This window comes from Polyangiaceae bacterium (genome assembly GCA_015075635.1).
Taxonomy (GTDB): Bacteria; Myxococcota_A; Polyangia; order Polyangiales; family Polyangiaceae; genus JADJKB01.
Genome location: JABTUA010000001.1, coordinates 240,377 through 265,276, shown reverse-complemented (window position 1 = coordinate 265,276; position 24,900 = coordinate 240,377). Strand labels below are relative to the sequence as shown.

General features: G+C 70.5%; 25 protein-coding genes and 1 pseudogene. 13 read left to right on the top strand and 13 right to left on the bottom strand.

The features are described from left to right. Positions 1-39: 39 nt before the first annotated feature. Both HS104_01290 and HS104_01285 read right to left on the bottom strand, forming a co-directional pair. Positions 40-618, bottom strand: a complete 579-nt coding sequence (locus tag HS104_01290; protein ID MBE7478610.1) for a hypothetical protein — start codon at positions 616-618, stop codon at positions 40-42. A gap of 9 nt (positions 619-627) precedes the next feature. Beyond that, positions 628-2,247, bottom strand: coding sequence for a serine/threonine protein kinase (locus tag HS104_01285; GenBank protein MBE7478609.1), 1,620 nt, complete (start codon positions 2,245-2,247; stop codon positions 628-630). Positions 2,248-2,391: 144 nt separating this feature from the next. Here HS104_01285 and HS104_01280 point away from each other — a divergent pair, with 144 nt between their 5' ends. The 3 genes from HS104_01280 to HS104_01270 all read left to right on the top strand — a co-directional run bounded on the left by HS104_01280 (position 2,392) and on the right by HS104_01270 (position 4,600). Then, positions 2,392-3,087 carry a Bax inhibitor-1 family protein gene (locus HS104_01280; GenBank protein MBE7478608.1) on the top strand — a complete coding sequence of 232 codons (696 nt, stop codon included), beginning with the start codon at positions 2,392-2,394 and terminating at the stop codon, positions 3,085-3,087. A 73-nt stretch (positions 3,088-3,160) separates the two neighbouring features. Beyond that, positions 3,161-4,108, top strand: coding sequence for a hypothetical protein (locus HS104_01275; protein ID MBE7478607.1), 948 nt, complete (start codon positions 3,161-3,163; stop codon positions 4,106-4,108). A 45-nt stretch (positions 4,109-4,153) separates the two neighbouring features. Continuing rightward, entirely contained in the window at positions 4,154-4,600 is a 447-nt protein-coding gene (locus HS104_01270) for a hypothetical protein (GenBank protein MBE7478606.1), read from the top strand. Here HS104_01270 and HS104_01265 read toward each other — a convergent pair whose 3' ends face one another. From HS104_01265 to HS104_01250, 4 genes and pseudogenes are all read right to left on the bottom strand, one after another. Beyond that, positions 4,601-5,518 carry a discoidin domain-containing protein gene (locus tag HS104_01265; GenBank protein MBE7478605.1) on the bottom strand — a complete coding sequence of 306 codons (918 nt, stop codon included), beginning with the start codon at positions 5,516-5,518 and terminating at the stop codon, positions 4,601-4,603. A gap of 69 nt (positions 5,519-5,587) precedes the next feature. Then, a pseudogene (locus tag HS104_01260) lies at positions 5,588-5,662 on the bottom strand (energy transducer TonB). 475 nt (positions 5,663-6,137) lie between these two features. Beyond that, entirely contained in the window at positions 6,138-7,133 is a 996-nt protein-coding gene (locus HS104_01255) for a sugar kinase (GenBank protein ID MBE7478604.1), read from the bottom strand. Next, the gene (locus tag HS104_01250) at positions 7,130-7,786 is read right to left on the bottom strand and encodes an NTP transferase domain-containing protein (GenBank protein MBE7478603.1); all 657 of its coding nucleotides are present in this window, start codon (positions 7,784-7,786) and stop codon (positions 7,130-7,132) included. The genes HS104_01255 and HS104_01250 overlap by 4 nt, the downstream gene beginning before the upstream one ends. Before the next feature lie 85 nt (positions 7,787-7,871). On the opposite strand from HS104_01250, the gene HS104_01245 reads away from it, so the two are divergent. Further along, positions 7,872-9,158: a hypothetical protein gene (locus HS104_01245; protein ID MBE7478602.1), complete on the top strand. Its 1,287-nt coding sequence runs from the start codon at positions 7,872-7,874 to the stop codon at positions 9,156-9,158. On the opposite strand, the gene HS104_01240 is transcribed toward HS104_01245, so the two are convergent. Beyond that, entirely contained in the window at positions 9,155-9,712 is a 558-nt protein-coding gene (locus HS104_01240) for a hypothetical protein (GenBank protein MBE7478601.1), read from the bottom strand. The two genes, HS104_01245 and HS104_01240, sit on opposite strands and share 4 nt — an antisense overlap. Positions 9,713-9,776: 64 nt before the next feature. Here HS104_01240 and HS104_01235 point away from each other — a divergent pair, with 64 nt between their 5' ends. Further along, the gene (locus tag HS104_01235) at positions 9,777-10,433 is read left to right on the top strand and encodes a hypothetical protein (GenBank protein ID MBE7478600.1); all 657 of its coding nucleotides are present in this window, start codon (positions 9,777-9,779) and stop codon (positions 10,431-10,433) included. Between the two features lie 4 nt (positions 10,434-10,437). On the opposite strand, the gene HS104_01230 is transcribed toward HS104_01235, so the two are convergent. The 3 genes from HS104_01230 to HS104_01220 all read right to left on the bottom strand — a co-directional run bounded on the left by HS104_01230 (position 10,438) and on the right by HS104_01220 (position 14,023). Then, positions 10,438-11,376: an NAD-dependent epimerase/dehydratase family protein gene (locus tag HS104_01230; protein ID MBE7478599.1), complete on the bottom strand. Its 939-nt coding sequence runs from the start codon at positions 11,374-11,376 to the stop codon at positions 10,438-10,440. Next, positions 11,373-11,969, bottom strand: a complete 597-nt coding sequence (locus HS104_01225) for an SIS domain-containing protein (GenBank protein MBE7478598.1) — start codon at positions 11,967-11,969, stop codon at positions 11,373-11,375. The genes HS104_01230 and HS104_01225 overlap by 4 nt, the downstream gene beginning before the upstream one ends. Before the next feature lie 509 nt (positions 11,970-12,478). After that, complete coding sequence (locus HS104_01220; GenBank protein MBE7478597.1) at positions 12,479-14,023, bottom strand: hypothetical protein; 1,545 nt, start codon at positions 14,021-14,023, stop codon at positions 12,479-12,481. A 55-nt stretch (positions 14,024-14,078) separates the two neighbouring features. Between HS104_01220 and HS104_01215 the strand changes: the two genes are divergently transcribed. Beyond that, positions 14,079-14,990: a hypothetical protein gene (locus HS104_01215; protein MBE7478596.1), complete on the top strand. Its 912-nt coding sequence runs from the start codon at positions 14,079-14,081 to the stop codon at positions 14,988-14,990. Beyond that, the gene (locus tag HS104_01210; protein ID MBE7478595.1) at positions 14,987-16,675 is read left to right on the top strand and encodes a glycosyltransferase family 39 protein; all 1,689 of its coding nucleotides are present in this window, start codon (positions 14,987-14,989) and stop codon (positions 16,673-16,675) included. The genes HS104_01215 and HS104_01210 overlap by 4 nt, the downstream gene beginning before the upstream one ends. 25 nt (positions 16,676-16,700) lie before the next feature. Here the strand turns inward: HS104_01210 and HS104_01205 are convergent, their stop codons facing one another. Then, positions 16,701-17,045: a polymer-forming cytoskeletal protein gene (locus HS104_01205; protein MBE7478594.1), complete on the bottom strand. Its 345-nt coding sequence runs from the start codon at positions 17,043-17,045 to the stop codon at positions 16,701-16,703. A gap of 244 nt (positions 17,046-17,289) precedes the next feature. On the opposite strand from HS104_01205, the gene HS104_01200 reads away from it, so the two are divergent. Then, a complete protein-coding gene (locus HS104_01200) occupies positions 17,290-18,576 on the top strand; it encodes a hypothetical protein (protein ID MBE7478593.1) in 1,287 nt (428 codons plus the stop codon). On the opposite strand, the gene HS104_01195 is transcribed toward HS104_01200, so the two are convergent. Further along, the gene (locus tag HS104_01195; GenBank protein ID MBE7478592.1) at positions 18,557-19,357 is read right to left on the bottom strand and encodes a hypothetical protein; all 801 of its coding nucleotides are present in this window, start codon (positions 19,355-19,357) and stop codon (positions 18,557-18,559) included. The two genes, HS104_01200 and HS104_01195, sit on opposite strands and share 20 nt — an antisense overlap. Before the next feature lie 65 nt (positions 19,358-19,422). Here HS104_01195 and HS104_01190 point away from each other — a divergent pair, with 65 nt between their 5' ends. The 5 genes from HS104_01190 to HS104_01170 are packed head-to-tail and all read left to right on the top strand — an operon-like array spanning position 19,423 to position 23,898. Then, on the top strand, positions 19,423-19,539 hold the full coding sequence (locus HS104_01190) for a nucleotidyltransferase domain-containing protein (protein MBE7478591.1): 117 nt from the start codon (positions 19,423-19,425) through the stop codon (positions 19,537-19,539). After that, positions 19,539-20,336, top strand: a complete 798-nt coding sequence (locus HS104_01185; protein MBE7478590.1) for a nucleotidyltransferase domain-containing protein — start codon at positions 19,539-19,541, stop codon at positions 20,334-20,336. Before HS104_01190 ends, HS104_01185 begins: the two co-directional genes overlap by 1 nt. Next, the gene (locus tag HS104_01180; GenBank protein MBE7478589.1) at positions 20,333-21,436 is read left to right on the top strand and encodes a nucleotidyltransferase domain-containing protein; all 1,104 of its coding nucleotides are present in this window, start codon (positions 20,333-20,335) and stop codon (positions 21,434-21,436) included. The genes HS104_01185 and HS104_01180 overlap by 4 nt, the downstream gene beginning before the upstream one ends. Before the next feature lie 35 nt (positions 21,437-21,471). Further along, a complete protein-coding gene (locus HS104_01175; GenBank protein ID MBE7478588.1) occupies positions 21,472-22,077 on the top strand; it encodes an MBL fold metallo-hydrolase in 606 nt (201 codons plus the stop codon). Positions 22,078-22,080: 3 nt separating this feature from the next. Continuing rightward, positions 22,081-23,898 carry a hypothetical protein gene (locus HS104_01170; GenBank protein ID MBE7478587.1) on the top strand — a complete coding sequence of 606 codons (1,818 nt, stop codon included), beginning with the start codon at positions 22,081-22,083 and terminating at the stop codon, positions 23,896-23,898. Here the strand turns inward: HS104_01170 and moaA are convergent. Further along, complete coding sequence (gene moaA / locus HS104_01165; GenBank protein ID MBE7478586.1) at positions 23,883-24,893, bottom strand: GTP 3',8-cyclase MoaA; 1,011 nt, start codon at positions 24,891-24,893, stop codon at positions 23,883-23,885. The genes HS104_01170 and moaA overlap by 16 nt on opposite strands. Positions 24,894-24,900: the final 7 nt, after the last annotated feature.

Here is a 24,900-nt window from a genome sequence, read left to right as displayed (position 1 = left end):
CGCGCGTCGAGCAGGGGTGGGTTGCGGTGGACGCGTCCATCACTCGTAGCTCTGCCCCGCCCAGAGCAGGCGCTCGAAGTCCTCCCAGGTCACCCGCTCCAAGACCAGCTCTTCCTCCTGAAGGTCCTGGGGATCGACGGCGACGAGCTGACCTGCCTGGTCGATGACGGCGACCTTGCCAGGGACGACCACCCGCCCGTCGTTCTCTTCGGGCGTCCATCCGCCGAACGCGCCCTGCACGCCACACTCCAGGTAGCTGCCGACGTCGAAGTTGTACCAGCGCCCGCCGCCGGGTGCGTCGATGCCGAAGTAGCGCTGCTCGTCCTCCAGCTCCCCGCTCGCCGCGAGCTCCCTGAGATCGACGACCTGAAGGCGCAACGTCTCCTGCCACGGGAGCTCGCGCTCCTCTCGCCAGTCCGGGCCGAAGGCAGCGGCTTCGGCGGCGAGGGCGCCCTCGAGCAGCGCGCCCAGCTCGTCGAGCGTGAGCGCGTCGCGATGGGAGAGCGGCGCGGCCAGGGCCCAGAGCGCCCGCAGGTACTCCTCCAGCGGTCGCGCATTCGGGCGACGCGCGAGCTCGAGCACGTGGGCGTAGAGCTCGCGGTTCGTGCGGAGCGCCATGCGCGTCGCCTAGCAGTTGTCGGGGATGATGGTGACCGCGCCCGAGCCGCCCATCAACACCCAGCTCCAGCCGCCGGCTTGGCTGTTGAACACCGCCGTCTTGGTGCCGGCGGGCGCCTTCTTCATCACCTGGGCGAGCGAGCACTTCGGCGCGTTGATCACCGGTTGTTCGCAGTTGAACGAGGCGTCCTCGTACGGCGAGGTGAACGTACCGTACATGGACGTGCTGACCGAGACCATGCACTTCTTGCTCGTCTTCGAGGCGCTCGGGGATCGGAACATGAAGGAGACGGCGTGGGTGTTGTCTTCGAGCTTCACGCTGCCGTCGGGCTTCACGCCGGAGACCGAGATCGTGACCAGCTCCGCGTCGGCGAAGTGCTTGCGGGCCTGGCTGCGCGCGTCGGCCAGGCCCGCCACCGCTTCTGCGCCGCTCGGGCTGCCACCCCCCTGCTCGAAGGTGACGTTGACGGTCTCTCGGTCGAGCACGAAGTAGATCGCCACCGCCGCCACCACCGCCACCAGCGCGACCAGCGCGCCCAGGACGCCGACGATGAAGCCGACGGGTGAGGACCGGGAGGGCACGGGCGCCGAGCTCACTCCGCCGACGGTGGCGTGAGACTGCGCCGCGGTGGGGGCCAGCACCATCGGGGTCGGAGCGCTCGGGCGCGGCGGCGGGAGCGGCGGCGCGCTCATCCCGACGTCCGGGAGCGTCGCGAGCACCGCCGAGAGCGCCTGCGCCATCTCCGCCGCCGACTGGAAGCGCCGGTTCTTGTCCTTCTCCATCGCGCGCCAGATCACGTGCTCGAAGGCGGGGGGTAGGTCCGGACGCAAGCTGGAGGGGTGGGGAGGGGTCGCCTCGATGTGCTGCTTGAGCAGCTCGAACAGCGAGTCGGCCTCGAACGGCCTCCGGCCCGTGGCGCCTTCGAACAGCACCACGCCGAGTGAGTAGATGTCCGCGCGGGTGTCGACCGGCTGCCCCAGCGCCTGCTCCGGCGACATGTACTGCGGCGTGCCGAGCAGCGCGCCGGTGCGAGTGGCATCGCTCTGCCCACCGAGCTCGGGGCGCAGCTTGGCGATGCCGAAGTCGAGCACCTTGACCCGCCCGAGCGAGGTCAAGAACAGGTTGTCGGGCTTCAGGTCGCGGTGCGTGATGCCGTGCGAGTGGGCGGCTTCGAGGGCGCCCAGGGTCTCGAGCCCGATGCGCGCCAGGAGGCCCAGCGGGAAGGGACGGAGCGCCTCGAAGTGGCTCGCGAGCGGCGCGCCCTCCAGGTACTCCATCACGATGTACGGCCGTTGATCGGGCAGGACGCTCAGATCGAGCACGTTCACGATGCTCTCGTGACGGATCTTGTTGGCGGCGCGGGCCTCGGCGAAGAAGCGGTCCACCATGCCGGCGGTGGACGAGGCGCTCGGCGACAGCACCTTGATGGCGACGCGGCTGCCGATGCTGGGCTGCACGCCCAGGTACACGGCTCCCATCCCGCCCTGGCCGATCAGCCGCGCGATGCGGTAGCTGCCGACGGTCTGACCGAGCAGGGGATCGCCGGCGGTCGAGGCGAGCGCCGCCCCGTCCTCCGTGCAGAACCCCGGCGCCTGCGCCGGCAGGCCGCAGCTCGGACACACGTACATCCAAGCCCCAGGGTCGCAGGCGGCGGCGAGGCTGGCAAGCGTGCCCGGGCGCGTCCACTCGGGAAAAGGCCTGCAAAAGTCGCCCTGACCCCGCTACTGGCCGAGCCCCCGGCCCTGCCCTATGTTCCGCGGAACATGAGCCAGATGTACTCGTCCAGCGTCGCCCGCGGGAACGTCGGGGTGAACCCCGTCGACGCGCGCGCCAAGTTCATCGTCCGCACCTACAACCACCTGTTCGGGGCCATCGTGCTGTTCGCGGCCATCGAGGTGGGGCTGTTCACGTCGGGGTTGGCCTATCCGATCGCCGCGGCTTTGCTCGGCAAGAGCTGGCTGCTCGTGCTCGGCGGCTTCGTGCTGGTGAGCTGGCTCGCCAGCCACGCAGCGCACCGCTCGCTGTCCAAACCGCTCCAGTACCTGGCGCTCCTCGGCATGGTAGTGGCGCAGGCCATCATCTTCGTACCGCTGCTCGTGATCGCGGACAAGGTCGCGCCCGGCGCCATCCAGAGCGCGTCGCTCGTGACCATGCTCGGCTTCGCCGGGCTGACCGCCATCGCCTTCGTCACCCGCAAGGACTTCTCGTTCCTGCGCGGCTTCCTGTTCTGGGGCGGCATAGTGGCGCTGATCGCCATCGTCGCGGGCGTCGCGTTCGGCTTCCAGCTCGGCACGTTCTTCAGCGTGCTCATGGTCGGCTTCGCCGGCGCCGCCATCCTGTACGACACATCGAACGTCATCCACCACTTCCCGGAGGACCGCTACGTGGCCGCGGCGCTCGAGCTGTTCGCCTCGGTGGCGATGATGCTGTGGTACGTGCTCAGGATTTTCATCTCCTCCCGCGACTGAACGACAATTCTGCGCTTGGCGCCGGCGTGGCCCTGCCGGCATAGTCCACGCTTCCTTCAGGAAGGGGTTTCCGATGCGTGCTCTCGCCATTGCCGCCGTCTTCTCGCTCTTCGGTACCGCGTGCTCCGTGACCTGCATCGAGGACGCCAGCGGCACCAAGTGCTCCGCCAAGAGCCTGGTCCGCTATGACGGCGCGCCCAGCGCCCCCCAGGCCTTCGATCGCGCGCCGGGCACGCCGCTCACCATCGACGTACTCTACGGCAACATCGACGTGCAGCGCAGCGCCAGCGGCAAGCTGGAGGTGCAGTTCTTCCCGTTCGCGTATGCGGGGCACGACGAGAAGGCTCTGGCCGACCAGCAGCTGGCCCAGAACCTGCGCACCGCTGCCGCGCCGAACCTGGTGACCGTGGGCCGCGAGGGCGGCAGCAACGGGCTCGGGGCGAACGTCGTCGTGCGTGTGCCCGACAACTTCGACGGCCCGCTCACCATCGTCAACAAAGGCGGCGGTCCGCTCAACAACTTCGACCTGAAGGTGCAGGCCGTGGGGCGGGCCACCGCGCTCAGCGTCACCAACCAGTCGTCGCTCGGTGCCTGCTGGATCCAGGGCGCGCCGACCGTGCGCAGCACCACGGTGCAGTGCGGCGCCGGCATCAGCCTGTTCGACGTCAGCGACGAGGTGAATCTGACCAACACCGATCAGAGCCACGACGGTCCGAATCCGGCCATCACGGTGCGCCTAGCGGCGGTGAACCCCGGCAGCCGAGGCGGGCGCATCTCGACGGTGTCGGGCAGCATCGCCGCGACCTTCCCCAAGGCCGGCGGCTACGTCCTGAACGCCAAGAGCCCGGTGAAGGGCACGGTGCAGGACGCGGCCGCGCCGCCCAGCTGCCAGAGGTCCGGCGCGCCGAACGCCCGCAGCGTGACCTGCGGCGCGGGCCCGGCCTACGAGATCCTGGCGGGCACCCAGCCCAGCAGCCTGCGCCAGACCGCGGACAACAACGTGGTCCTGAGCTTCCAGTGAGCCCAACTTGGCCGTGCCGGGCGCGTTCTGGTACGCGCCGTTGGCATGGGCGAGGCCCGTGAGGCCGAGAATCTGGCGGCAGCGTTCGAACGCACCAGCGAGCTGGTGTCGTTCCTGGCGGCGCAGCTCGCGGTGTTGCGCACACAAGCGCAGACCTTCCTCGGCATCGCCGGCATTTGCATCAGCGTGACCGGCTTCGCCGGGCACAACATGGTCAACGCCGGCCCGTTCGCCGCCGGCGCCATGATCGTCGGCGTCACGCTGATCCTGGTCGCCATCGTGATCACACTTCAGTGCCTGGCCAACGTGCGCTGGGTCACGCAGGACCTGGGCGACGGCAACGTCGAGCTTGCGCGGCGCGTGCTCGAGCGGCGCAACTCGTTGCAGCGCGCGCTGCACCGCTCGATGGCGCTGATCGCCGTGGGCCTGGCCTTCTACGTGGCGGCCGTGGTGCTCGCGGCGCTGGCCAAGGGCCACTGGACGCCGCCGTAGTCAGCGCTTGCCCCAGACCTCGATCTCGCTGAGCGAGAGCACGCCCTGTCCCGGGTGGCGGATGCGCACGAAGCGCCCGCGCTTCTTGCCCAGCTCAGCCGACCAGCGCCCGTTCACCGGCGCCCCTGCGAGCTCCGCGACCTGGGTGAATTTGCGGTCGTCGTCGCTGAGCTCGACGATCAACGGCAGCGACGTCTCCGCCGCGCCGAAGATCGTCACGCGCTCGACCTCCACCACGTTCAGCAGATCGACGCGGGCCCAGGCATCGCCCTGCCGCTCGCTGGTCGAGAACGGCTTGCCGCGCACGCCGTCGGTCAGGTTCTCGGTCGGCGTGCCGCCGCGGACCAGGCTGCTCATGTGCGCCGGCTTGTGCGCCGCTTCGTTCGCCGGCCAGACGAACAGCCAGAGGCAGAGCCAGAGCGCGCCGCCGAGCCCCGCCGACAGCGCCGCGACGCGGCCGACGCGAGCCCTCCGGAGCTCGCGCTCCGTACGCGGCTCTGCCAAGCGGAGGAGCCAGTCGAGGGTGGGCGCGAGCTCGGCGCGCGCCCGGCGCGGGTCGGCGAGCGCGTCGAAGACCAGCGGGTCGTCGCTCTCCAGCAGCTTCCGCGCGGCGCCGAGCCCCGGCGGCGGGTCCGGCAGCGCGGTCAGGTGGGACCAGGCGTCTGCTGGCGCACCGGCCGGCTCACCCCGCGCAGCGAGCAGCGCTTCCAGCGCCAACAGCGCCGCTTCGCGCTCGAGGCGGAGCGCGGCGACGTCGTGCTCCTCGGAGCGGAGCGCGCGGGCCGCGTCGGCGCGCCGGCGCGCCGCGGCGCCGAGCTCCCGGGCCCGAGGAGCGTGGTCCTTCGGCAGCGCACGGGCGCGGGCGAGGGCGTCGGAGAGGAGCAGCGGCTCGACGAGCTTGTGCGCGAGCCGGGCCATCTCTCAAGAGCCGTCTGGAGCGCCGGCGTCCGTGGGCCCCGCGTCTCCACCGCCGAGCGGAGTCAGCTGAGGCGGCGCAGGTGGAGCCGGGGGTGCTGGAGCGGGCACCGGCACCGGCGCGTAGGGCACGTAGCCCGGCGGCGCGGGGGGCGGGAGCATGATGGCGCGGCGTCGCTCGAGGTTGTCGTTGTAGATGTTCACCGCGTCGTATTGGTACGGCATGCCCGAGGCCAGGAGCGACGCGCCGACGACGAGCCCTGCCACGCCGCAGAGCAGGCCGCCGGCGGCGATCGCGTCCTTGTCGGAGTGCCGCTCGCGCTCGTCGATGGTGCTGAGCCCGACGACCATGCCGGTGATCAGACAGCCGGTGCCGACCAGGTACAGCACGAAGCCGCTGGTCATGCGCGAGTGGTACCGCTCCGCTGCTTCCTTCGCTTCCGGGTCGTCTTCGACGGCTTCGACGAGCCCGCCGCCCATCATGCCGTGCTTGAACTTCTGCCCGTCTCGCACGTACGTCAGGCTGCCCTCGTCCATCACGATGGACAGGCGTGGCCCGGTCTGCGGCTGGTAGCGGGAGCTGCAGCTCGCCGTCATCAGCGCGAGGCCCAGGGTCAGCGCCCTACGTGCGGTGCATGTTGGCCACGATGCGCGCGCCATCGAGATCGAACCTGAAGCGAAGCGGCCGGAGGCCGCGCTGGACCAGAGCCTCGTACACCCGCCGTTTGTCCGCCGGGCGCGCGTAGAACATGAAGAAGCCGCCGCCCCCCGCGCCCATCAGCTTGCCGCCGATGGCGCCGGCCTTCCGGGCCGTGTCGTAGTGCTCGTCGATGCGGTCGTCGGTCATCTTGCTGGCGAGCTTGCGCTTGTTCGTCCAGTGCTCGTGCAAGAGCTCGCCGTAGCGGTCCGTCTCTCCCTTCACCAGCAGATCGTAGACCTCGTGGCCCAGCGCCTTGATGCGGTGCATGCCGTCGAGCGTCGAGCTGTCCTTCTTCTGCACGCGGCTGCCCTGCTCCGCCAGCACCGAGCTGGCCGCGCGCTCGATGCCCGACCACATGATGATCAGGTTGTTGGTCAGCTCGTCGATCACCTCGTCGCGCACCGGCACCGGCTCGACGTGGACGCTGCCGTCCTTGTCCAGGGTCAGCGCGGTCACGTTGCCGAACGCCGCGATGTACTGGTCCTGTTTGCCGATGGGCTCGCCCAGCCGGACCATCTCGAGCTCGCAGGCCTCCTCCGCGAGCTGCCGCGAAGACACGAACTCACGCTTGAAGGTGTGGAGCGCGTTGAGCAACGCCACCGTGAAGCTCGACGAAGACCCGAGCCCGCTGTTGGCCGGCACGTCGGCCACGCTGGTGAGCTCGATGGCGCGTCCGATCCCGGTCATGCGCAGCGCCTCGCGGAAGATGCGATGCTGGATCGACTCCACGTTCGGCACGATCTCGGTCTGCGAATAGGCCAGGCGGATGTCGTCGTAGAAGCGCTTGTTGGCCGTGATGTAGACGTAGGAGTCGATGGCCGCGCTGACCACGAAGCCACCGAACTTCTCGTAGTAGCTCGGCAGGTCGGTGCCACCTCCACCGAGGGAGAAACGAACGGGTGCGCGGGAGATGATCACGGGGTTCCGAGTTTCTTGGCGAGCTCGACGAGGCCGGCTTCCGAGCCGATTTCGAAGAACCTTTCATGGGCCACGAGCGCGCGCAAGCGTCCTTGCCGGGCCAGCTCCGCCTGCACGCCGTCGAGGCCGATCACCCGACCTTCGGGCAAGCCGGCGACGACTTCACGACGGAGCGCGATGGCGCCGTAGTCGATGAACGCGACGTCGGGAGAGGTCGCGCCTTTCTCGTAGCTCAGCACGAGCTCGCCCTGGACGCGGGTGTTGCTCGAGTCCCATTGGCCGCGGTTCTCGAACACGCTCATCGTGCCGAGCGCCTCCGGGTGCGCGTCGAGATCGCGGAGCGGCGCCGAGTAGTCGAAGGGCAGGTAGCTGTCGCCGTAGGTGACCAGGAAGGTCGGCTCGAGCAGCGGCAGCGCCCGGCGCAGCGCGCCCGCCGTGCCGAGCAAGGTGGGGCCGTCCTCCGAGTACTCGGCGACCAGGCCGAACGCCGCGCCGTCGGCCACGAGCGCGCGGATCTGCTCGCCCAGGTGCCCGATGCAGAGCAGCACCCGCGAGAAGCCCGAGCGCGCCAGGGCCTCGAGCTGCCAGGCGACGAACGGCCGGCCCGCCACCTCGAGCAGACTCTTGGGCAGCGTGAGCGTGCGCGGGCGCATCCGCGTCGCCAAGCCCCCCGCCAAGATCACCGCTTGCACGCGGGAGCACTATCACGGCCGCGCTGATCCGCGCTAACGAGGCAGCATGACCCGGGTTCACCAGGCCGACGCCGTACCTTGCCCCGGCTGCGGTGCGCCGCTGGCGGTGGACGTGTCCTCGGCCTGGTCGTGGTGCCGGGCCTGCCACGCCTGGCGGCCGGTTCCGGAAGAGCTGCGGCGGGCCGTGTGGGAGCGCTGGAACGCCCTCGCCTCGGCGCGGGCGGCGCACGCCCAGGAGGAGCAGCTGGCGCGCCACCAGAAATCTGCGGCGGCGGGCGAGCGGCTGAAGAGCGGCGCGTTGACGCTGGTGCTCGCGGTCGTGGCCGCGGTCTTCGTGCTCCCGGCGCTCGCGAGCCTGGCGCTCTACGCCGTCGGCGCCGTGCTGGTCGCGTTCGACGAGCTGGAGCCCTGGGCCGCCATCCTGCTGACCATCGTCGCGGGAGCAGCGGCGCTGGGCTTCGTCGCCGCCTTCGTCGGCGTGTGTGTGTTCTTGTACCGGCGCGCGACGCGGCACCGGCGCTGGAGCCGCCTCGGCTCCGATCCAGAGTGGTACGGGCGGGAGCACGGCGCGAGGCCCGCGCCGCTCACTTGCTGCGGCGAGTGTGGTGCGCCGCTCTGGTTTCGCGCGGGCGAGCACGCAGTGGAGTGCGGGCACTGCCGCTCGGTGGTGATCGCTCCGGACGAGCACGCCGACAGCGTGTTCTCACTGGCGCTCTCCGAGCTGCAGCTCGCCCGTCGCGCTCGGGCCCGGGCGGAGCGCGCCCTGCTCCGCGCGAAGGTCGCCACCGCACGGCGCGCGGTGGTCCTCCGCACCTGGTTCGTGGTGGGCAGCCTGGCGTTCCTGGCCGTCCCCGTGCTGGCGTTCGGCTACGCCGTTCGCGCGCTGACGCCGAGCCTGGAGGAGGCGATGCTCTCGCTCAGCAAGCAGCTGCGCGGCGAGTTCGGCTCCGGCCTCGAGCCGCCCTTCGACTGGCTCGACCGCTACTGGATCGGCGTGACCCCGCCCACCTTCGAGGCGCAAGGCACCTTCACCAGCCGCTGGTCCATCGCCGGCGCGTTCCACGGCCGGCCGGTGCTGCTGAGCGTGCTGGCGTCGTGGACCGACCTCTGGGCACGCGAAGCGGTGGTCGTGCTCGCGTCACCGCGCGAGCGCGACGCGAGCCGCGTGATGCTCTCCGCGGCGGCGCGCACCGTGCAAGGCATGGGCTGGCAGATCTACGTGGACTACCCCGGCATCGCCCTGGTCGCGGGCAGCCAGGCGCGGAAGAAGCTGACGCTCGAGACCGCCACGGCGCTGGCTCGGGCGGCGTACGAGCTGGCGGAGGAGCGCTAACCCGCGCCCGCGTCTGCCGGTGCCTTGCCGCAGATCTGGATCTTGTCCGAGCAGCAGTCGCCGAAGCCCTCGCAGGCGGCGTCGCAGTAGCACGGCGGCTTGCTGCCCGGCACGGGCTCGTCGTTCAGATCGCAGTAACCGACGCAGCTGCCCTTGTTGCCGGTGGCGCCACCAGTTCCCGAGCTGCCTCCGCCGCTCACGACCGTTCCGCCGGCACCGCCGCCGCCGGAGCTGGTACCGCCGCTCGCGCTGCCGTCGGGCGAAGTCCCATCGACGCTCGCGTCGCCGCCGGAGCCGCTGGAGCCTCCGCCGCCCGGCGCGCTGCCCGCGCTGCCCGCCGCTCCTCCGCTGCCGGTGCTCGCCGCGCCACCGTTCGCCGCGCCCGCGCTGCCCCCGGTGGCGTTGCCGATGATGCAGCGGTTGGTCCGCGGGTCGCAGGTGTAGCTCGGGGCGCAGGGGCACTCCTTGCCCTCGATGTCGATGGGCTCGACGCTGCACGCCCTCGCCCAGAGCGCGAAGGCCGCCGCGCCGGCGAGGCGCCGTGGAACACCCATGCCTCGAAGCTTAGCGGAAGGGCCAGGGTTGCGCCGTGCTGTCGCTTCGCCTAACCGCGAGCCCATGGGAACGCTGCGAATTCTGTTGTGCCTCGCCTGTGGGGTGAGCTGCGCCGCGCCGAAGCCGAGCGGGCCTCCCAGCCCCGAAGTGACGCCGGTGCCGCCGAGCGGCAGCGTCGATCCCGCGAAGCCGCCCGCCGCCAGGCCCGCGCCCGCGCGCGTGCGTGGCGGCGCCGTGGACGACATCGTGGTGGGAGCGCCGATCCCGGCACGCTACCTCGACGACAGGGCGCGTTACGAGGCGCGCTGGGTCGCCGACGCGCAGCCCATGGAGGGCTTCCTGATCGGCAACCCGCCGGTGTGGGTGACCCTGGACAAGGGACCGATGGACGAGGTCGATCCAGGGCCCATCGAGGAGCTCCTGCCCGTGCTCGCACCGAAGGCGCTCGCCGCGGCGCGCGCCGGCGCGCTGGTGGACGCCATCGTGATCGAGAGCCCCGGCATCACCACCGCCGAAGGCATCGGCGTCGGTTCGACCTACCAGGATCTGCGCGACGTCTATGGCGAGATCGAGATCGTGCGAAACCCCGAGTGGCTCGACTCGAAGCCGACCTGCGACGCCCGCGCCAAGAACCTGCCCGGGATCCGCTTCCTCCTGGACGGCTGCAAGCAGGGCGAGCCGCCCGGGCCCGTGAAGCGCTTGCTCGTCGGGAAGCTGTGAGCCCTCACCCGAAGACCTCTCGTGCCAGCGCGCTGACCGCCTCGCGTACCGCCTCGTCGCTGGTGCGCGAGACCCGCCATCCGAGCTCGGCCAGGCGGTTCGGCGCGATGCGCGACTGCGGGACGTCGCCGGGCCAGCCGCGCTCGCCGCCGGTGTAGCGGATGCGCGCGCTGGGGTAGGGGGAAGCCGCCACGCACAGCTCGGCGATGCGGCGCACGCTGGTGAAGTCCGGTGGCGCGATGTTGAACACGTCGAGGGGGCCCTTCGAATGATCGAGGCCGAACAAGATGCCGTCCACGCAGTCGGTGACGAAGACGTAGGGCTTGGCCTGCGCGCCGTCGCCGAGCACCTCCAGCTCGTCGGGGGTCTTCTGGAGCTTCTTGAAGAAGTCGAGCGCAGCGCCGTGCGTGCCGCGCGGGCCCACCACGTTGCCGAAGCGGTAGATCAAGCCGCGCAGGCCGAAGCACTCGGCGTAGGCGCTGATCAACGACTCGCCGGCGAGCTTGCTGGCGCCGTAGAGCGAGATGGGCAGGTGCCCGAGATCGCCCTCGGCGCAGACGGCAGCGGTGTCGCCGTACACGGTGCCGGACGAGGAGAAGACGATGGTCTTCACGCCGCCCCGGCGCATGGCCTCGAGCACGTTCCAGGTGGCGATGGTGCCCTGCTCCAGATCCAGCCGCGGGTTGTCGAGGCCCCAGCGCGCCTCGGGGTTCGCCGCCAGGTGGAACACCACGTCGTGGCCCTTCACCACCTCGCACACCTGGCCGAGGTCGAGCAGCTCACCGACCACGAGCTTGGCGGCGCCGGAGTCGAGGTGCGTCGCGACGAACTCGCGCTTGCCCACGCTCAGGTTGTCGAACAGCGTGACCGGTCCGCGGCTGACCAGGCGATCGGCCAGATGGCTGCCGATGAAGCCCGCGCCGCCGACGACCAGCGACTTCATCGAGTGCTCTCCCACTTCGTCGCCGACTTCTGCAGCGCGGGGTGCGACACGAGCAGATGCCAGACCACGCCTTGGAACGCCTCCGTGTGCGGCGTGATGGCCTCCGGGTTCACGGTCGGGACGATCACGCAGGCGTCCGCGACCTGGGCGGTGTAGCCGCCGTCGCGCCCCACGACGCCGCCGATGCTGGCGCCGACTCGCTTGGCGAGCCCGAGCGCCCGCACCAGGTTCGGGCTCACGTTCTTCTCCAGGTTGCCGCCGCCCACCGAGAACACCAGCACCATGTCGTTCTTGCCGAGGCGGCTGACCTCCAGCCAGCGCTCGAAGGTCGTCTCCCAGCCCTCGTCGTTCACGCGCGCCGTCAGCTCGGACACGTTGTCGGTTGGCGCGTAGGCCTCGATGCCGCAGATTTTCCGGAAGTCGTTGACCGCGTGCGAGGCGTTTCCAGCGCTGCCGCCCACGCCGAGGATGAACAGCCGGCCGCCGCGCTTGCCGAGGTCGGCGAGCAGCGACGCCAGCCGCTCTACGGCATCGGCGTCCAGGCGGTTCAGGATCTGGACGGCCTCGTCGAAGAACTTACGCGCGTGGGTCATGCGCGCGGGACTCTAGAGCCAACCGCACAAAAAAAACCACGGCAGGCCGGACGGGGGGGGACGTTCCGACACTGCCGTGGGTGAGAAAAGCACGGTGACGCTAACGGAGGGGGGGGTACGTCAACGTCACCGTGCGTAGTGACTGGCGGGAGAGAGGTCTGTCTGGCAGTCCGTCACTGCCGCCGCTCTCCCGTAGTGCATGGGCTGTGCCACGGCGCGTTTTCCTCATTTCGAGCAGTTGGATGGGCCGGAGCAGGGGATGGATTGCAGAAATGAAAACGCCGCAGTGCGTCGTCGAAAATTTGCTCATGCTCGACTTTCGCCGTCGTGACATGAGCAGATCGCGATCTGCCACCGGGGCCGAGACCCAGGAGAATACCGGCGAGGCCGGCGGACTCCGTCGTCAGGTGGGAGTTTCCGCCGAGCGCTTCCTGAGCGGCTCTCGACGAGAACCCCGAAGAAGGCAGGGCGGGGCCGCAAACGCGGGGCGCGAACAGGCGAAACCCGAGTCATGGGCGGCGGTACAGCCACCAGCTGCCGCGCCGCTCGACCAGCTGCACGCCAGGGTCGGACGCGAAGATCGGCGCCGGGTCGTCCGCGAGGCGCACCAGGAACCAGTCGAAGAAGCGCCCCTGCTCGTTCACGCGGAACCAGCTCGGGTTCCACTCCCAGTCGCGGGGCACCTGCGGCGGCGTGTCCGCCGCGCCCGTGCGGTACCAGATCGGGAAGATGCGCCAGCCGGCGAAGTGGAACGACAGCCAGCCGCCCCGCTCGGCTTGGATCCACGCCGGCAGGTGCACCAGCGCGGAGTGACGCTTCTCGCCGGCCTTGCCGGGCAAGCCGTGGTCGATGACCAGATAGGCGAGCTTCGGTGCCGGCGGCAGGTTCGCGGCGATCTCGCGGAAGTCGGCCGTCTCGCGCTCGAACGCGCGCCAGCGCTCGGCCACGAACAGCGCCATGCGGCCGGAGCCGAGGCCGATCAGCGCGACGATGCCCAGCTGGACGGAGCGGCGCTGGGGCAGATCGGGCAGCGCGCCGAGCAGGATGAACCACGCGGCGGGCAGCTCCCGCGGAAACACGTACCACCACTCGCCGACGCGGGCAGGCAGCGTGAAATAGGCGAGCAAGTGCCCCCCGGCGAGCAAGAGCGGCAGGAGCGTCACGCCCTGGCGGAATCGGCGCTCGCGCGCGTCCGCGGCGCGCTCGCGATCGCGATAGACGAGGGCGAGCACCAGCGCCGCGGCGACGGTCGCGAGCATCGCTCCGGCGAGCTTCTTCTCCTCGGCGCCGCTCGCGCCCACGTAGTTGCCGAACACGAAGTCTCCGAGACGCGCGGCGCGCGAGGCGTCGAACGCGAGCGGGACGCCGCCCGACAGCGTCGGCGGGCGCGAGAGAAACCAGACGGCGAAGAGCGCCACCGGCGGGCCCAGGGGCAAGAAGAGCGGCTTCACCTGGCGCGTCGCCGGGTACATCACCAGCGCGGTCAGCCCGATCGCGAGCAGCGCGTACGGGAAGCGGTAGACGTGGGTGAAGAACAGCAGCAGCAGCACCGCCCCGAGGGCGAGCTGCTTTCGCGGGCTGGGAGCGTCGAGCAGTCGCAGCGTGAGCCCGATGCTCGCGGCGTACAGGCCCAGCGCGCCGACGAAGCTCAGGAAGCCCCAGTGCGTCAGATCGGTGTACGCGAAGGCGAGGCCCAAGACGCCCCAGAGCGGGCTCTTCTTCATGCCGTGGAAGAGCAGGCCGAGCCCCAGGGGCAGGAGAGCCAACATGCCCACCGCCATGACCTTCGCGGCCACGTGGATGGGCACCGCGAACGCCGCCAGCGCGCCCAGCGCGTACATGGTCAGGTACGGGACGTCGAACGGGTGCAGCTCGAACTGCTCCGCGAAGTGGAAGGCCGGGTCGGCGTAGTGACGGAAGATCGAGACCTGCGCGGCGTGGAAGGGCAGGTCGGTGATCGCGGGGTAGCGCGCGACCGTGAACGGATAGACCAGCACGGTCAGAGCCGCGAGCGCCGCGACCGCCAAGGTGAGCGCGCGGATCCGGCCTGACACCTGGCCGTTATAGCCCACTCTCGCCCGCGTTTGACCTAAGCTCGGCCGCCCCTCGATGCTCGACAAGCGCCTGCTCTGGCTCGCCGTGCCGCTCGCCGGTCTCGTGGAGCTTTCCCTGCACTACTTCTTCGCGAATCGCGCGCCGCGCGTCGAGGAGTGGGCCGGCCTGCGCGAGCCGGTGGCGGCGCTGCGGCAGGCCGAAGAGCTCGTGGTGGTCGCGCCGCGCTGGGCGGACCCCTTGGCACGCCAGGCGCTGGGCGACGCGTTGATGCCGCTCCGTGACGTGGCGCGGCCCGACGAGAGCGGCTACGCGCGCGCCATCGAGATTTCGTCGCTGGGTGAGCGTGCGCCGGAGCTCCGAGGCTGGCGCACGGTCGCGGAGTCGAAGCGCGGGCGCTTCACGTTGCGCACGCTGGAGAACCCGGCGCCGGAGCGGGTCGTGTTCGATTTCGCCGACCACGTGAAGCCGGAGCACCTGAGCGTGTTCGAGGGCCAAGCTCCCTGCGCCTGGAATCCCCGCGCGCCGGTCTCGACCGGTGGTCTGGGGGGCAACCCGACCTTCCCGGCCGAGCGCTTCATGTGCCCCGGGGGCGAGTGGTTCTTCGCGGGCGTGACCGTGATCGACGACCACATGGAGTACCGGCCACGGCGCTGCATCTGGGCGCACCCGCCCCAGGGCGGCCCCTTGCGCTTGCGCTTCGCGAACGTGCCGCTGGGCAAGCAGATCCGTGGCTACGGCGGCATGCCCTGGCTGGTCTTCCGCGACAGCGTGGGCGCGCCTCCCATCGAGCTCGAGGTGCGGGTCGGCGGCCAGAGCATCGGCACCTACGTACACAGGGACGAGGCGGGCTTCGCGCCGTTCTCGTTCGACACGGGGCGACAAGGCCAGAGCGCGGAGGTCGAGATCGAGGTGCGCAGCTCGAGCGCCAAGGATCGCCACTTCTGCTTCCAGGCGGACTCGCGATGAGCCGCGCGCGACGACTGCTCGGCGCCGCGCTCGATCCGCTGATCGGGCTCTGCCTCGCGGCGCTCTACCTCGCGCTCTTGCTCGCGACGACCAAGGACCTGGGCTACGCCCGGGACGAGGGCTTCTACTTCCAGGCGGCGCGGAGCTACGAGGGCTGGTTCGAGCTCCTGTTCAAGTCCCCGAAGGCGGCCTTCGACCGGGCCGCCATCGACCGCTACTGGACCGCCAACAACGAGCACCCCGCGCTGATCAAGAGCCTGTTCGCGCTCTCGCACAAGTTCCTGCACACGGAGTGGAAGCTGATCCGCGACGAGGGCACGAGCTTCCGTTTCCCGGGCATGTTGCTGTCGAGCCTGGCGGTGGCGGTGACCTACCTGTGGGGGCGGCGCGTGAGCGGGCGCGTGGCCGGGCTGGTGGCCGCGCTCTCGTTCGCGATGATGCCGCGGGTCTTCTACCACTCGCACCTCGACTGCTTCGACATGCCGGTGGCGGCGATGTGGCTCTTCACCACCTACGCCTACTGGCGCTCCATCTCGGGTGGCGGCTGGCGCTGGGCGCTCTTCACCGGCGTGCTGTACGGCCTCCTCTTGAACACCAAGCACAACTCGTGGCTCTTGCCGCCGGCCCTGATCGCGCACTTCGTGATCGCCCGCGGCGACGGCATCTGGCGGGAGCTCCGCGCCGGACGCGTGCGCGCGCCGCTCGCGCTGGTGTGCATGGCCTTCATCGGTCCGGTGTTGTTCTACCTGATGTGGCCCTGGATCTGGCACGACACGGGGCGGCGGCTCGCGGCCTACGTCGCCTTCCACACCGGGCACGAGTACTACAACATGGAGTTCCTCGGGCGGACCTACTGGAAGCCGCCGATGCCGCTCGGCTACGCCTGGGTGATGACGCTGGGCACGGTGCCCGGCGTCACGCTGCTCCTGTTCGCCATCGGGCTAGCTGCCGCGGCCCGGCGCGCGTACGCGGTGCGCCTGACCTGGCTGGCGAGCGTGCTCGGCAAGACCAAGCCCGAGCCCGCCTCGCCGGGGGAGCGCGAGCTGTTCTCCACCGAGCTCTTGTGGCTGCTCTGCATCCTGACCAGCTACGCACCGTGGCTGTCGAAGACCACGCCCATCTTCGGCGGCACCAAGCACTGGATCACGGCGTACCCGTTCCTGTGCCTGTTCGCGGCGCAGGCGTTCGTGCTCGCGTGCCGCGCGCTCGGCGGCCTGCTCTCGGAGCGCTACCGCGTTGCCGCGACGCTGGGGCTCGCCGTCTCGGTGACGGCGGCTCCCACTGCCATCGCCCTCGGCTCGCACCCCTGGGGCCTGACTGCGTACACGCCGCTGGTCGGCGGCGCTCCCGGAGCCGCGAGCCTGGGCTTGAACCGGAGCTTCTGGGGTTACACCACCGGATCCGTCGCGGGCTTCGTCAACCAGCGCGCGGAGCCAGGCGCCGCGGTCTTCGTCCACGACACGGCGATGCAGAGCTGGGATCAGATGGTCAAGGACGGGCGGCTGCGCAGCGACCTGCGCGCCGCTTGGTCGCCAGCCCAGTCGAGCGTGGCGCTCTATCACCACGAGCCCCACATGTTGCGCGTCGAGTACCAGATCTGGGTGGACTACGGCACGACCGCGCCCGCGTACATCGGGACGCACGACGGCGTTCCGGTGATCTGGGTCTACGTCCGGCCGAAGTGAGGAAGGCGCGAGAGCGAAGCCGAAGTCAGAGCGGAGCCATGGTGCAGTTGCCCGAGAACTGCACGCCCTTGTCCATGAAGATCTCCGGCGCGTGCAGGTTGCCGGTGACGCGCGCGGGGACGTACAGCTCGATGGCCTGGTGGGCGCGCACGTTGCCCGTCACGCTTCCGCCCTTGATGATCACGGTGCCGGCCTCGATCTCCGCTTCGACCTCGGCGCCCTCCCCGACGATCAGGATGTCCGCGCTCTTGATCTCGCCCTTGAAGCTGCCGTCGATGCGCACGCGGCCGTCGAAGGCGAGCTTGCCCTCGAAGTGCGTGCCGCGGCCGAGCAGGGCCGTGATCTCCGTCGCGGGCAGGGTCGGGTCCACGGGGGCATCCTAGCCCGGCCAGGGCACGCGTCCGCTTGCTAACGCCCCGGGGCGTTCGGGGGGTGACGCTCGTCCTTGCTCCGCGGAAATGCCCTGGATCTTCCAAGCCTCAGCCTCGGCCCGGATCCTGCTTGTAGAGGCCGACCGGTGTCCCGTTGACACCCGTCTACCCCCGTGGGAGCTACCCGCTCCCTAGGCGGGGCCGGCCTCTCGGCCGTTCGTCCATTCGAGGCTCAGGAGAACCATGAAGCGCAGGAGCTTGGGCTGGGTCGCGCTCGCAGCGACCTCTTTCCTTTTCGCGAACACGAGCTTTGCCCAGGGCGAGGAGCCTCAGCCTCCGCCTCCCGAGCCGCCGCCCACGGAGCCGCCGCCCGCCGAGCCACCGCCCGCGACCCCGCCCCCGGCGGAGCCGCCACCGGCCGCCGCGCCGCCGCCCGCCGCCGGCATTTCCTTCGGAGCGAGCACGGCGCCGCAGGCCGACACGGGCAAGAAGCCCGGTCAGCCCGGAGCGCCGGCGAAGACGCCCGAGAAGCTCAAGTGGCGCGGCACCACGTTCGTCTGGGGCAACAGCGTGTCCACGGAGACGGTCGGCATCGGCCAGGACATCCAGACCCGCAACCCCAGCTACGAGATGGCCTTCAATCTGCGGCCGCGCTGGTACGTCTACGACGACGCCGAGCAGAACATCAGCATCCGCGCCGACCTCGGGGTGTTCAAGGAGTTCACCAACAGCGACTCCACCACGCGGCGCGGCGAGTGGTCCTTCACGGACTTCCGCGTGCAGGGCGCCTACGGTCGCGACCTGGCCAAGGACGGTGACTACAAGACCGACCTCCGCCTGCGCGTCCCGACCATCGACTTCCCGACCTCGAAGGTCAGCGCCAACAATGGCCGCTACTTCCAGCTCGGCGCCAGCGTCGGCGTGGGGCAGCAGATCCCGCTGGCCGGCAGCGATCAGGAGCTGTTCCCGACCGCGAACGGCGCGTTCACCGTGGGCTACCAGCACTGGTTCAGCCGCGCGACCACGCCGACCAACGCCGACCTGGACCGCATTCGCATGGACCCGGACGGCCGCGCCGTTTCCACGGACCAGCTCAGCGCCGGCGCCTTCGCCGAGCACACCGTGCCGCTGCGCTTCGAGGCCGGCGTGCAGATCCACGAGCGCGTGGCCTGGAGCAACGGCCTGGGTTGGAGCTTGTTCTGGAAGTACAAGTTCAACGACAGCCAGGAGATCTGCAGCGTGGCCACCGGTTGCGTCGAGCCCGAGCGGGTGAACGACCCGAAGCGCTTCGGCGTGAACACGCTGTTCACCAGCGAGATCAGCGTGGACGTGACAAAGGAGTTCGGCGTCGCCCTGGCGTACGAGAACCTCTCGCCGCAGCTCGGCCCGGACAGCCAGCGCCGCAACATCTTCTACAGCCCCGAAGCCCGCTTCTTCCTGGGCGCGAGCCTGGCGCTCGACGAGCTGTACAAGACGGCCAGCGGCGAGCAGGCGGCGAAGGCCGGCCGGCTCAACGTCGCGAAGAAGTGAGCGGCGCGCCCCAGCGGGCGTCTCCCTCGACCAGCCACGGCAGCGCCGCGAGCACCTTGTCGCCGACCGCATCGGCGTAGGTGTGCCCCGCGCCGGGCGCGTGCTCGAGCCGGGCCTCGACGCCGGCCCGGCGCAGCCACTGCACGCTGGTCCGCGCCCGGCTCGCGCAGTACTCCTGCCCGCAGGCGAAGAGCACGCGGGCAGGGCCGAGCTTCTTCGCGCTCGCCACGCTCCACTCGTCGTAGCCGCCCTCGATCAGGATCAGGCGCGAGAAGAGCGGCGCGCGCTCCTGCGCGACCAGCGCCCCCATGATCGCGCCCTGCGAGAAGCCGGCGAAGACCGGCGCGCCCTGGGCGAGCCGCGCGCCGTGCTCGCGCTCCACGGCGGCTAGCGCCGCGACGAGCTCGCGGCCGAGCGCGTGGTGATCGCGGAAGTAGAAGCCGGTGTCCGCCCGCCGCGGGTACATCGCCGAGCCGCGCAGACAGAGCACGACCGCGCGGGAGCCGAGCGCGGCCGACCACCACTCGCACTGCCACTCCGGCTTGTCGCCGGCGCCATGGGCCACGACCAGGAGCGGCAGCCGCTCCGCTCCGCCCGGCAGGGCGACGACGGCGGAGAGGAAGCCCTCGACCGGGAGCGCGAGGAGCTCCGGCTCCGCGGGGCTGGCGAAGGGCTTTTCGGAGAGCGGCGACGCCACGGGCCTGGGCTCGGGGTCGGGCGCTTTCGCGGGCGCGCACGCGGAGGCAGCGAGGCACAACGCGAGGACGCTCCGGCTTCGCATCCGCGGTCCAACCTAGCGCGGGTCGGGGCCGCCCGGATCGAGAAGTTTGCTAGACTCGAGAGCGCATGGAGCGCTCACTCGATCCAGCGACGCTCGCCCGGATTCGCGAGGCGCTCGCCCAGGTCCCGGGCGTCGCCGCCGTGTGGGTGTTCGGATCGTTCGCGCGCGGCACCGCAATGTAATGACTCCCGAGCAGCAGCAAGAGATCTGGACGCTGCTCGATCGCGAGCACCTGGCTCGGGTGGTGCGCCAGGGGCCGCAGCCGGTGTTTGCGACGATCAGCGGGGCTCACCTGTACGGGTTCGCCTCGCCGGACAGCGACGTGGACCTGCGTGGGGCGTTCTTGCTCTCGGCCGCGGAGCTCCTGGGCCTGCACCCGCCGGCCGAGACCGTCAGCATCGCGGACGGCACGAGCGTCGAGCTGGACTGGGTGGCGCACGACGTCCGCAAGTTCGCCCGGCTCATGACCCGTCACAACGGCTACGTCCTCGAGCAGCTCTTCTCGCCCTTGATCGTGCTGTCCACGCCCGCCCACCAGGAGCTGATGGAGCTCGGGCGGGGCTGCGTCACCCGGCCGACGGTGCGGCACTACCAAGGCTTCGCCCGCGGCCGTCGCAAGCGCCTCGGGGAGCCACAGCCGACCGTGAAGCACCTGCTCTACGCCTACCGCGTGCTGCTGACGGGCATTCACCTCATGCAGACCGGTGAAGTCGTGGCCAACATCGGCGCGCTCAATCAGCGTTTCCGCATCAGCGCCCTCGACGAGCTCTCGGAGCGAAAGCGGGTGGGGGCCGAGGCGATGTTGCTCGACGAGCGCGAGCTCCGCGAACACGCCGCGCGCCTGGATCGGCTGGAGGCAGAGTTGGAGCAGGCGCACGATCGGAGCTCGCTCCCGAACGAACCCACCAGCGTGGCGGCGCTCGAGGCGCTCGTCGTGCGGCTGCGGCTGGCTCCGCTCAGCGAGGGCGAGCGTCGATGAGTTGGCTCGACGAGCACACCATCTTCCTGACGGTCGCGGGGAGCCAGGCCCACGGTACGGCGCGAGAGAGCTCGGATCTGGACCTGCGCGGAGTCTGCGTGGCGCCGCTTCCGATCAGGTTGTCGCTGTTCTCCGCCTTCGAGCAGTACGAAGGACCGCTGCCCGAAGGGCTCGCGCGCGCGGTGTCCCGGGAGCGCGCCGAGGCCGAGTGCGTGATCTTCGACGTCGCCAAGTTCGTGCGCCTCTGCGCGAACGCGAACCCCAATGCGCTGGAGATCCTGTTCGCGGATCCGCGGGACTGGCTGCTCGACACCCCCGCCTGGCGGCGCCTGTACGACCAGCGACACGGGTTTTTGACCAAGAAGGTCCAGCAGACCTTCCTCGGCTACGCGCTGGCGCAGCTCCAGAGGATCGAGACCCACCGAGCGTGGCTGCTCCAGCCGCCGGCGAAGCAGCCCTCCCGCGAGGACTTCGGCCTCCCCGCGGGCGGAGGCACGCTGAGTCGCGACGACCAGAACCGGATCGAGCAGGGCATCGCCGAGAAGCTGCGCCAGTACGGCATCGACGACATCGAGATGCCGAAGCCCGCGCGCATCGCGCTGGCGGAGCGGGTCGCGGCCCTCACCCGCGACCTGCTCTCCGCGAGCGAAGCCGACATCGAGGCACGGATGCGAGCCGTGGCGACCCGAGAGCTCCGGCTGCCGCCGGAGGTGGTGTCCGCGCTGAACGCCGAGAAACGCTACCGGGCGGCGATGAAGCGCTGGGACTCGTACCAGACCTGGCAAGCCCAGCGAAACCCCGCGCGTGCGGAGCTCGAGCGCGCTCACGGCTACGACACCAAGCACGCGATGCACCTGATCCGCCTGATGCGCATGGGCCTCGAAGCCCTCGAGCAAGGCGACCTGTTCGTCCGCCGCAGCGATGCAGGGGAGCTCGCGGCCATTCGTGACGGGGCGATGCCCTTCGAGCAGCTCCTGGCGTCGGCGGGTGAGCTCAGGTCGGCCATGGAGCAGGCCGCAGAGAAGACGGCGCTCCCCGACGACGTGGATCTCGAGCGGGTGGACGCGCTGGCGACGGCGCTCATGTTGGACCATCGTTGACCTCCCGAGTGCTCCGCGATACCCGGAGCCTGTCGATGAAGAAGCTCCACCGTCCCGAGTTCTTTGGCTGGTCGCGCTTCGACGAGGCGCGCAACATCGACTTTCACAGCCTGCTCTGGGTTCGGCCCGGCGGGAACGTGCTGGTCGATCCCTTGCCGCTCTCGCCCCACGACGAGGCGCACCTCGCGGCCCTGGGAGGCGCGTCGCTGATCATCGTGACCGGCTCGGACCACGTGCGGGACACGCAGAAGATCGCCGAGCTCTGCGGGGCCAAGGTCGCCGGGCCAATCGCGGAGCGCGACAGCTTCCCGATCCCCTGCAAGCACTGGCTCAGGGAGGGTGACGAGCCGGTGCCCGGCCTCACCGTGCTGGAGATGAAGGGCTCCAAGACCAACGGCGAGCTGGCGCTCTTGATCGAGGAGCACACGCTGGTCACCGGTGATCTGGTGCGCGCGCACCAGGCTGGCTCGCTGAACCTGCTACCGGACGACAAGCTCGTGAGCCGCGAGGCGGCGCTGGACTCGGTGCGCCGGCTGCTCGATTTCACCAAGGTACAGGCGATTCTGGTCGGCGACGGCTGGCCCATCTTCCGCGACGGGCACCGCGTGCTGCGCGAGCTGGTGGCCTCCCTCGATGGCTGACGGATGACGCGGCACTCGACGGCGTGGGCGTTCGCCTTCGCCGCGCTCGCCGTCGCGGCTGCCGTCCCGGTGTGGCTGGTCGAGCAGCTCCCGATTCAGGACTTGCCCCAGCACCTGGCCGCGATCCGCGTGCTCCACGACTATGGGAACCCGGCGTTCGGTTTCGAGCCGTACTTCGAGATCCACCTCGGTCGCACGCAGTACCTCACGTATTACCTGCTGACCCACCTGCTCAGCTACCCGCTCGGGCTGGTCACCGCGAACAAGCTCGTGCTGACGGCGGCCATCGTCGGCTTGCCCTATTCGTTGCGCGCGCTCCTCCTCTCCCTAGGGCGCGACTGGCGCTTGGCGCTGCTCGCCGGTCCGCTGGTCTGGAACGCGCACTTGGTGCTAGGCTTCGTGAACTTCGCCGCCGCCATCCCGCTTGCGCTCTGGGGGCTCGCCGTGGCGGTGCGGCTCCGCTCGAGCTGGGACCCGAAGCACGCTCTGCTCCTGAGCGGCGTCGCGCTCGTCACCTTCTACACCCACGTCGTGCCCTTCGGTTTCCTGGCCGTCGGCATGCTCGCCACGGCTTGGGGCGCAGGCCGCCGCTCGACGCTGCGCCTTCTCTCCCCTGTGCTGCCAGCGCTCGCCGCGGCGCTCGGCTGGGCGCTCACCAGTCCAGCGGCCCGAACGCTGCTCGCCGGCGCGAAGCCCACGTTCCACCCGCTCGCTCGCTCCTCTCGAGAGGTGGGTCAGTGGCTGTTCGACGTGCTCCAGTCGAAGTCCGACGACCACCTGATGGCCGTGTGGGTGCTGTTGGTCGTGGCGGTGGTCGTTCTGGGCACGAAGGCGAGCGAAGAAGATGCGCTGCGTCGCACCCTCGCCGGCCGGCTGGCGCTGCTCGGTCCCGTCGCGTTCGTGGTCTACTTCGCGGCGCCGGCGTCGTTCGACTGGATCTGGCCCATCAATGGCCGGTTTGCGCTGGTCGGCGCGCTCTTCTCGCTCCTCGCGCTGCCCGCGCCGCGGCCGAAGCTCGCGCTGCCCGTCTACGCCGGAGCCGCGCTGATCAGCGTGCTCTTCTACCGCGAGGTGGCCGTAGCCTTCCGGCGCTGCGAACGCGAAGAGCTCGCCGGAGTGGATGTTGCGCTCGACAGCATCCCGATGGGCCAGCGGGTCGTGGGCCTGGTCTGGGATCACGGGTCGCGCTTCGTCAAGTGGAGCCCCTACCTCCACGCTGCGGCGATGTACCAGGCCAAGCGCGGCGGAGCGGTCTCGTTCAGCTTCGCCGAGTACCCGCAGTCGCCGTTCTCGTTCAAGCCCGAGAATCGGCCGCCCCAGCTGCCGCGACGCTGGGAGTGGTCGCCCGCCTTCGTGCGCCCCGTGCCGGATCTCGGCTGGTACGACTTCGTGATCACGCGCGGTGATCCCGGGACCTTGAGGCTCTACGCGGAGGCATTTGAGCTCCACCACGACGGAGCGCGCTGGAAGGTGTGGAAGCGGCGCGATCCGAGCCTGCCCTTCGAAGGCGCTGACGCGGTCCAGCGGTTTCTCGGAGACCTCGCCGGTGTGAAGCCGGAGCCGGGCTCGAGCTGCGCGAAGCTCGCGCAAGCTACTCCGGAGGGAACGCTCCAGGCCGGGCTCGCCGAGGCCGTGCGGCGTGCCAGCTCGAAGCAGGGTCGCTGCGGCGCGCTCAGCGCGGGCGTGCGCAGCTGCGGGCTCGAGCTCGGGAGCGCCGCAGAGCCGCGTTTCGACTTCGGTGTCGAGCTCTCGCTGAAAGACGGCGCGCCGGTGCCGAGCTCGGCGCGCTGCACGGGAGCCCTGCCTCAGCCGCCGATGTAGCTCATCTCGATGCGGCGCAGGCCGCGCGTGTTCTCCGAGCGCAGCTCCGAGTAGCGATCGTTCCGGCGCGCCCACAGGCTCCGGATCAGCTCGCGGAGCCCTTCGTCGTCCACGCCGCTCCGGAGCGGGCCCCGGAGATCGGTGCCGGAGGTCGCGAACAAGCAGGTGTACACGCTGCCCTCCGCGCTCAGGCGCGCGCGCGAGCAGTCGCCGCAGAACGGGCGCGTGACGCTGGTGATGACGCCGATCTCGCCGCTGCCGTCACGGTAGCGCCATCGTGCCGCCACCTCGCCGCGGTAGCTCGGGCTGGCGGGCTCGAGGGGCAGCTCGCGCGAGATCCTGTCCACGATCTCCTGCCCGCTCACCACCTGATCCATGCGCCAGCCGTTGGTGACGCCGACGTCCATCAGCTCGATGAAGCGCAGGATGTGCCCGCTCCCCTTGAAATGGCGGGCGAGGTCCACCAGGCCAGCGTCGTTCACGCCGCGGCGCACGACGGCGTTGACCTTGATCGGTCGAAGCCCGGCGCGCGCCGCCGCCTCGATGCCCGCGAGCACGACGGCCGGAGACAGGTCGGCGTCGGTCATGTCGCGGAACACGCGCTCGTCCAGCGAGTCCAGGCTGACGGTGATGCGCCTGAGCCCGGCCCGCGCCAGCTCCTCCGCGCGCTCGCCGAGGAGCGAGCCGTTGGTGGTGAGGGCGATGTCCACGCCTTCGATGCTGGCGAGCTGCGCGACGAGCTTGGGCAGGTCCGCGCGCAAGAGCGGCTCTCCGCCCGTGAGGCGCAGCTTCTTCACGCCGAGCGAGACGAAGACCCGGGCGACGCGCGCGATCTCCTCGAAGCTCAGGAGCTCGGCGCGCGGCAGGAACTTGAAGCCCGGGCCGAAGTGCTCCTTGGGCATGCAGTAGCGGCAGCGGAAGTTGCAGCGATCCGTCACGCTCAGCCGCAGGTCGCGGAGCGCTCGGCCACGGGAGTCCAGGAGGTCCGGAGCCATCGGGGCA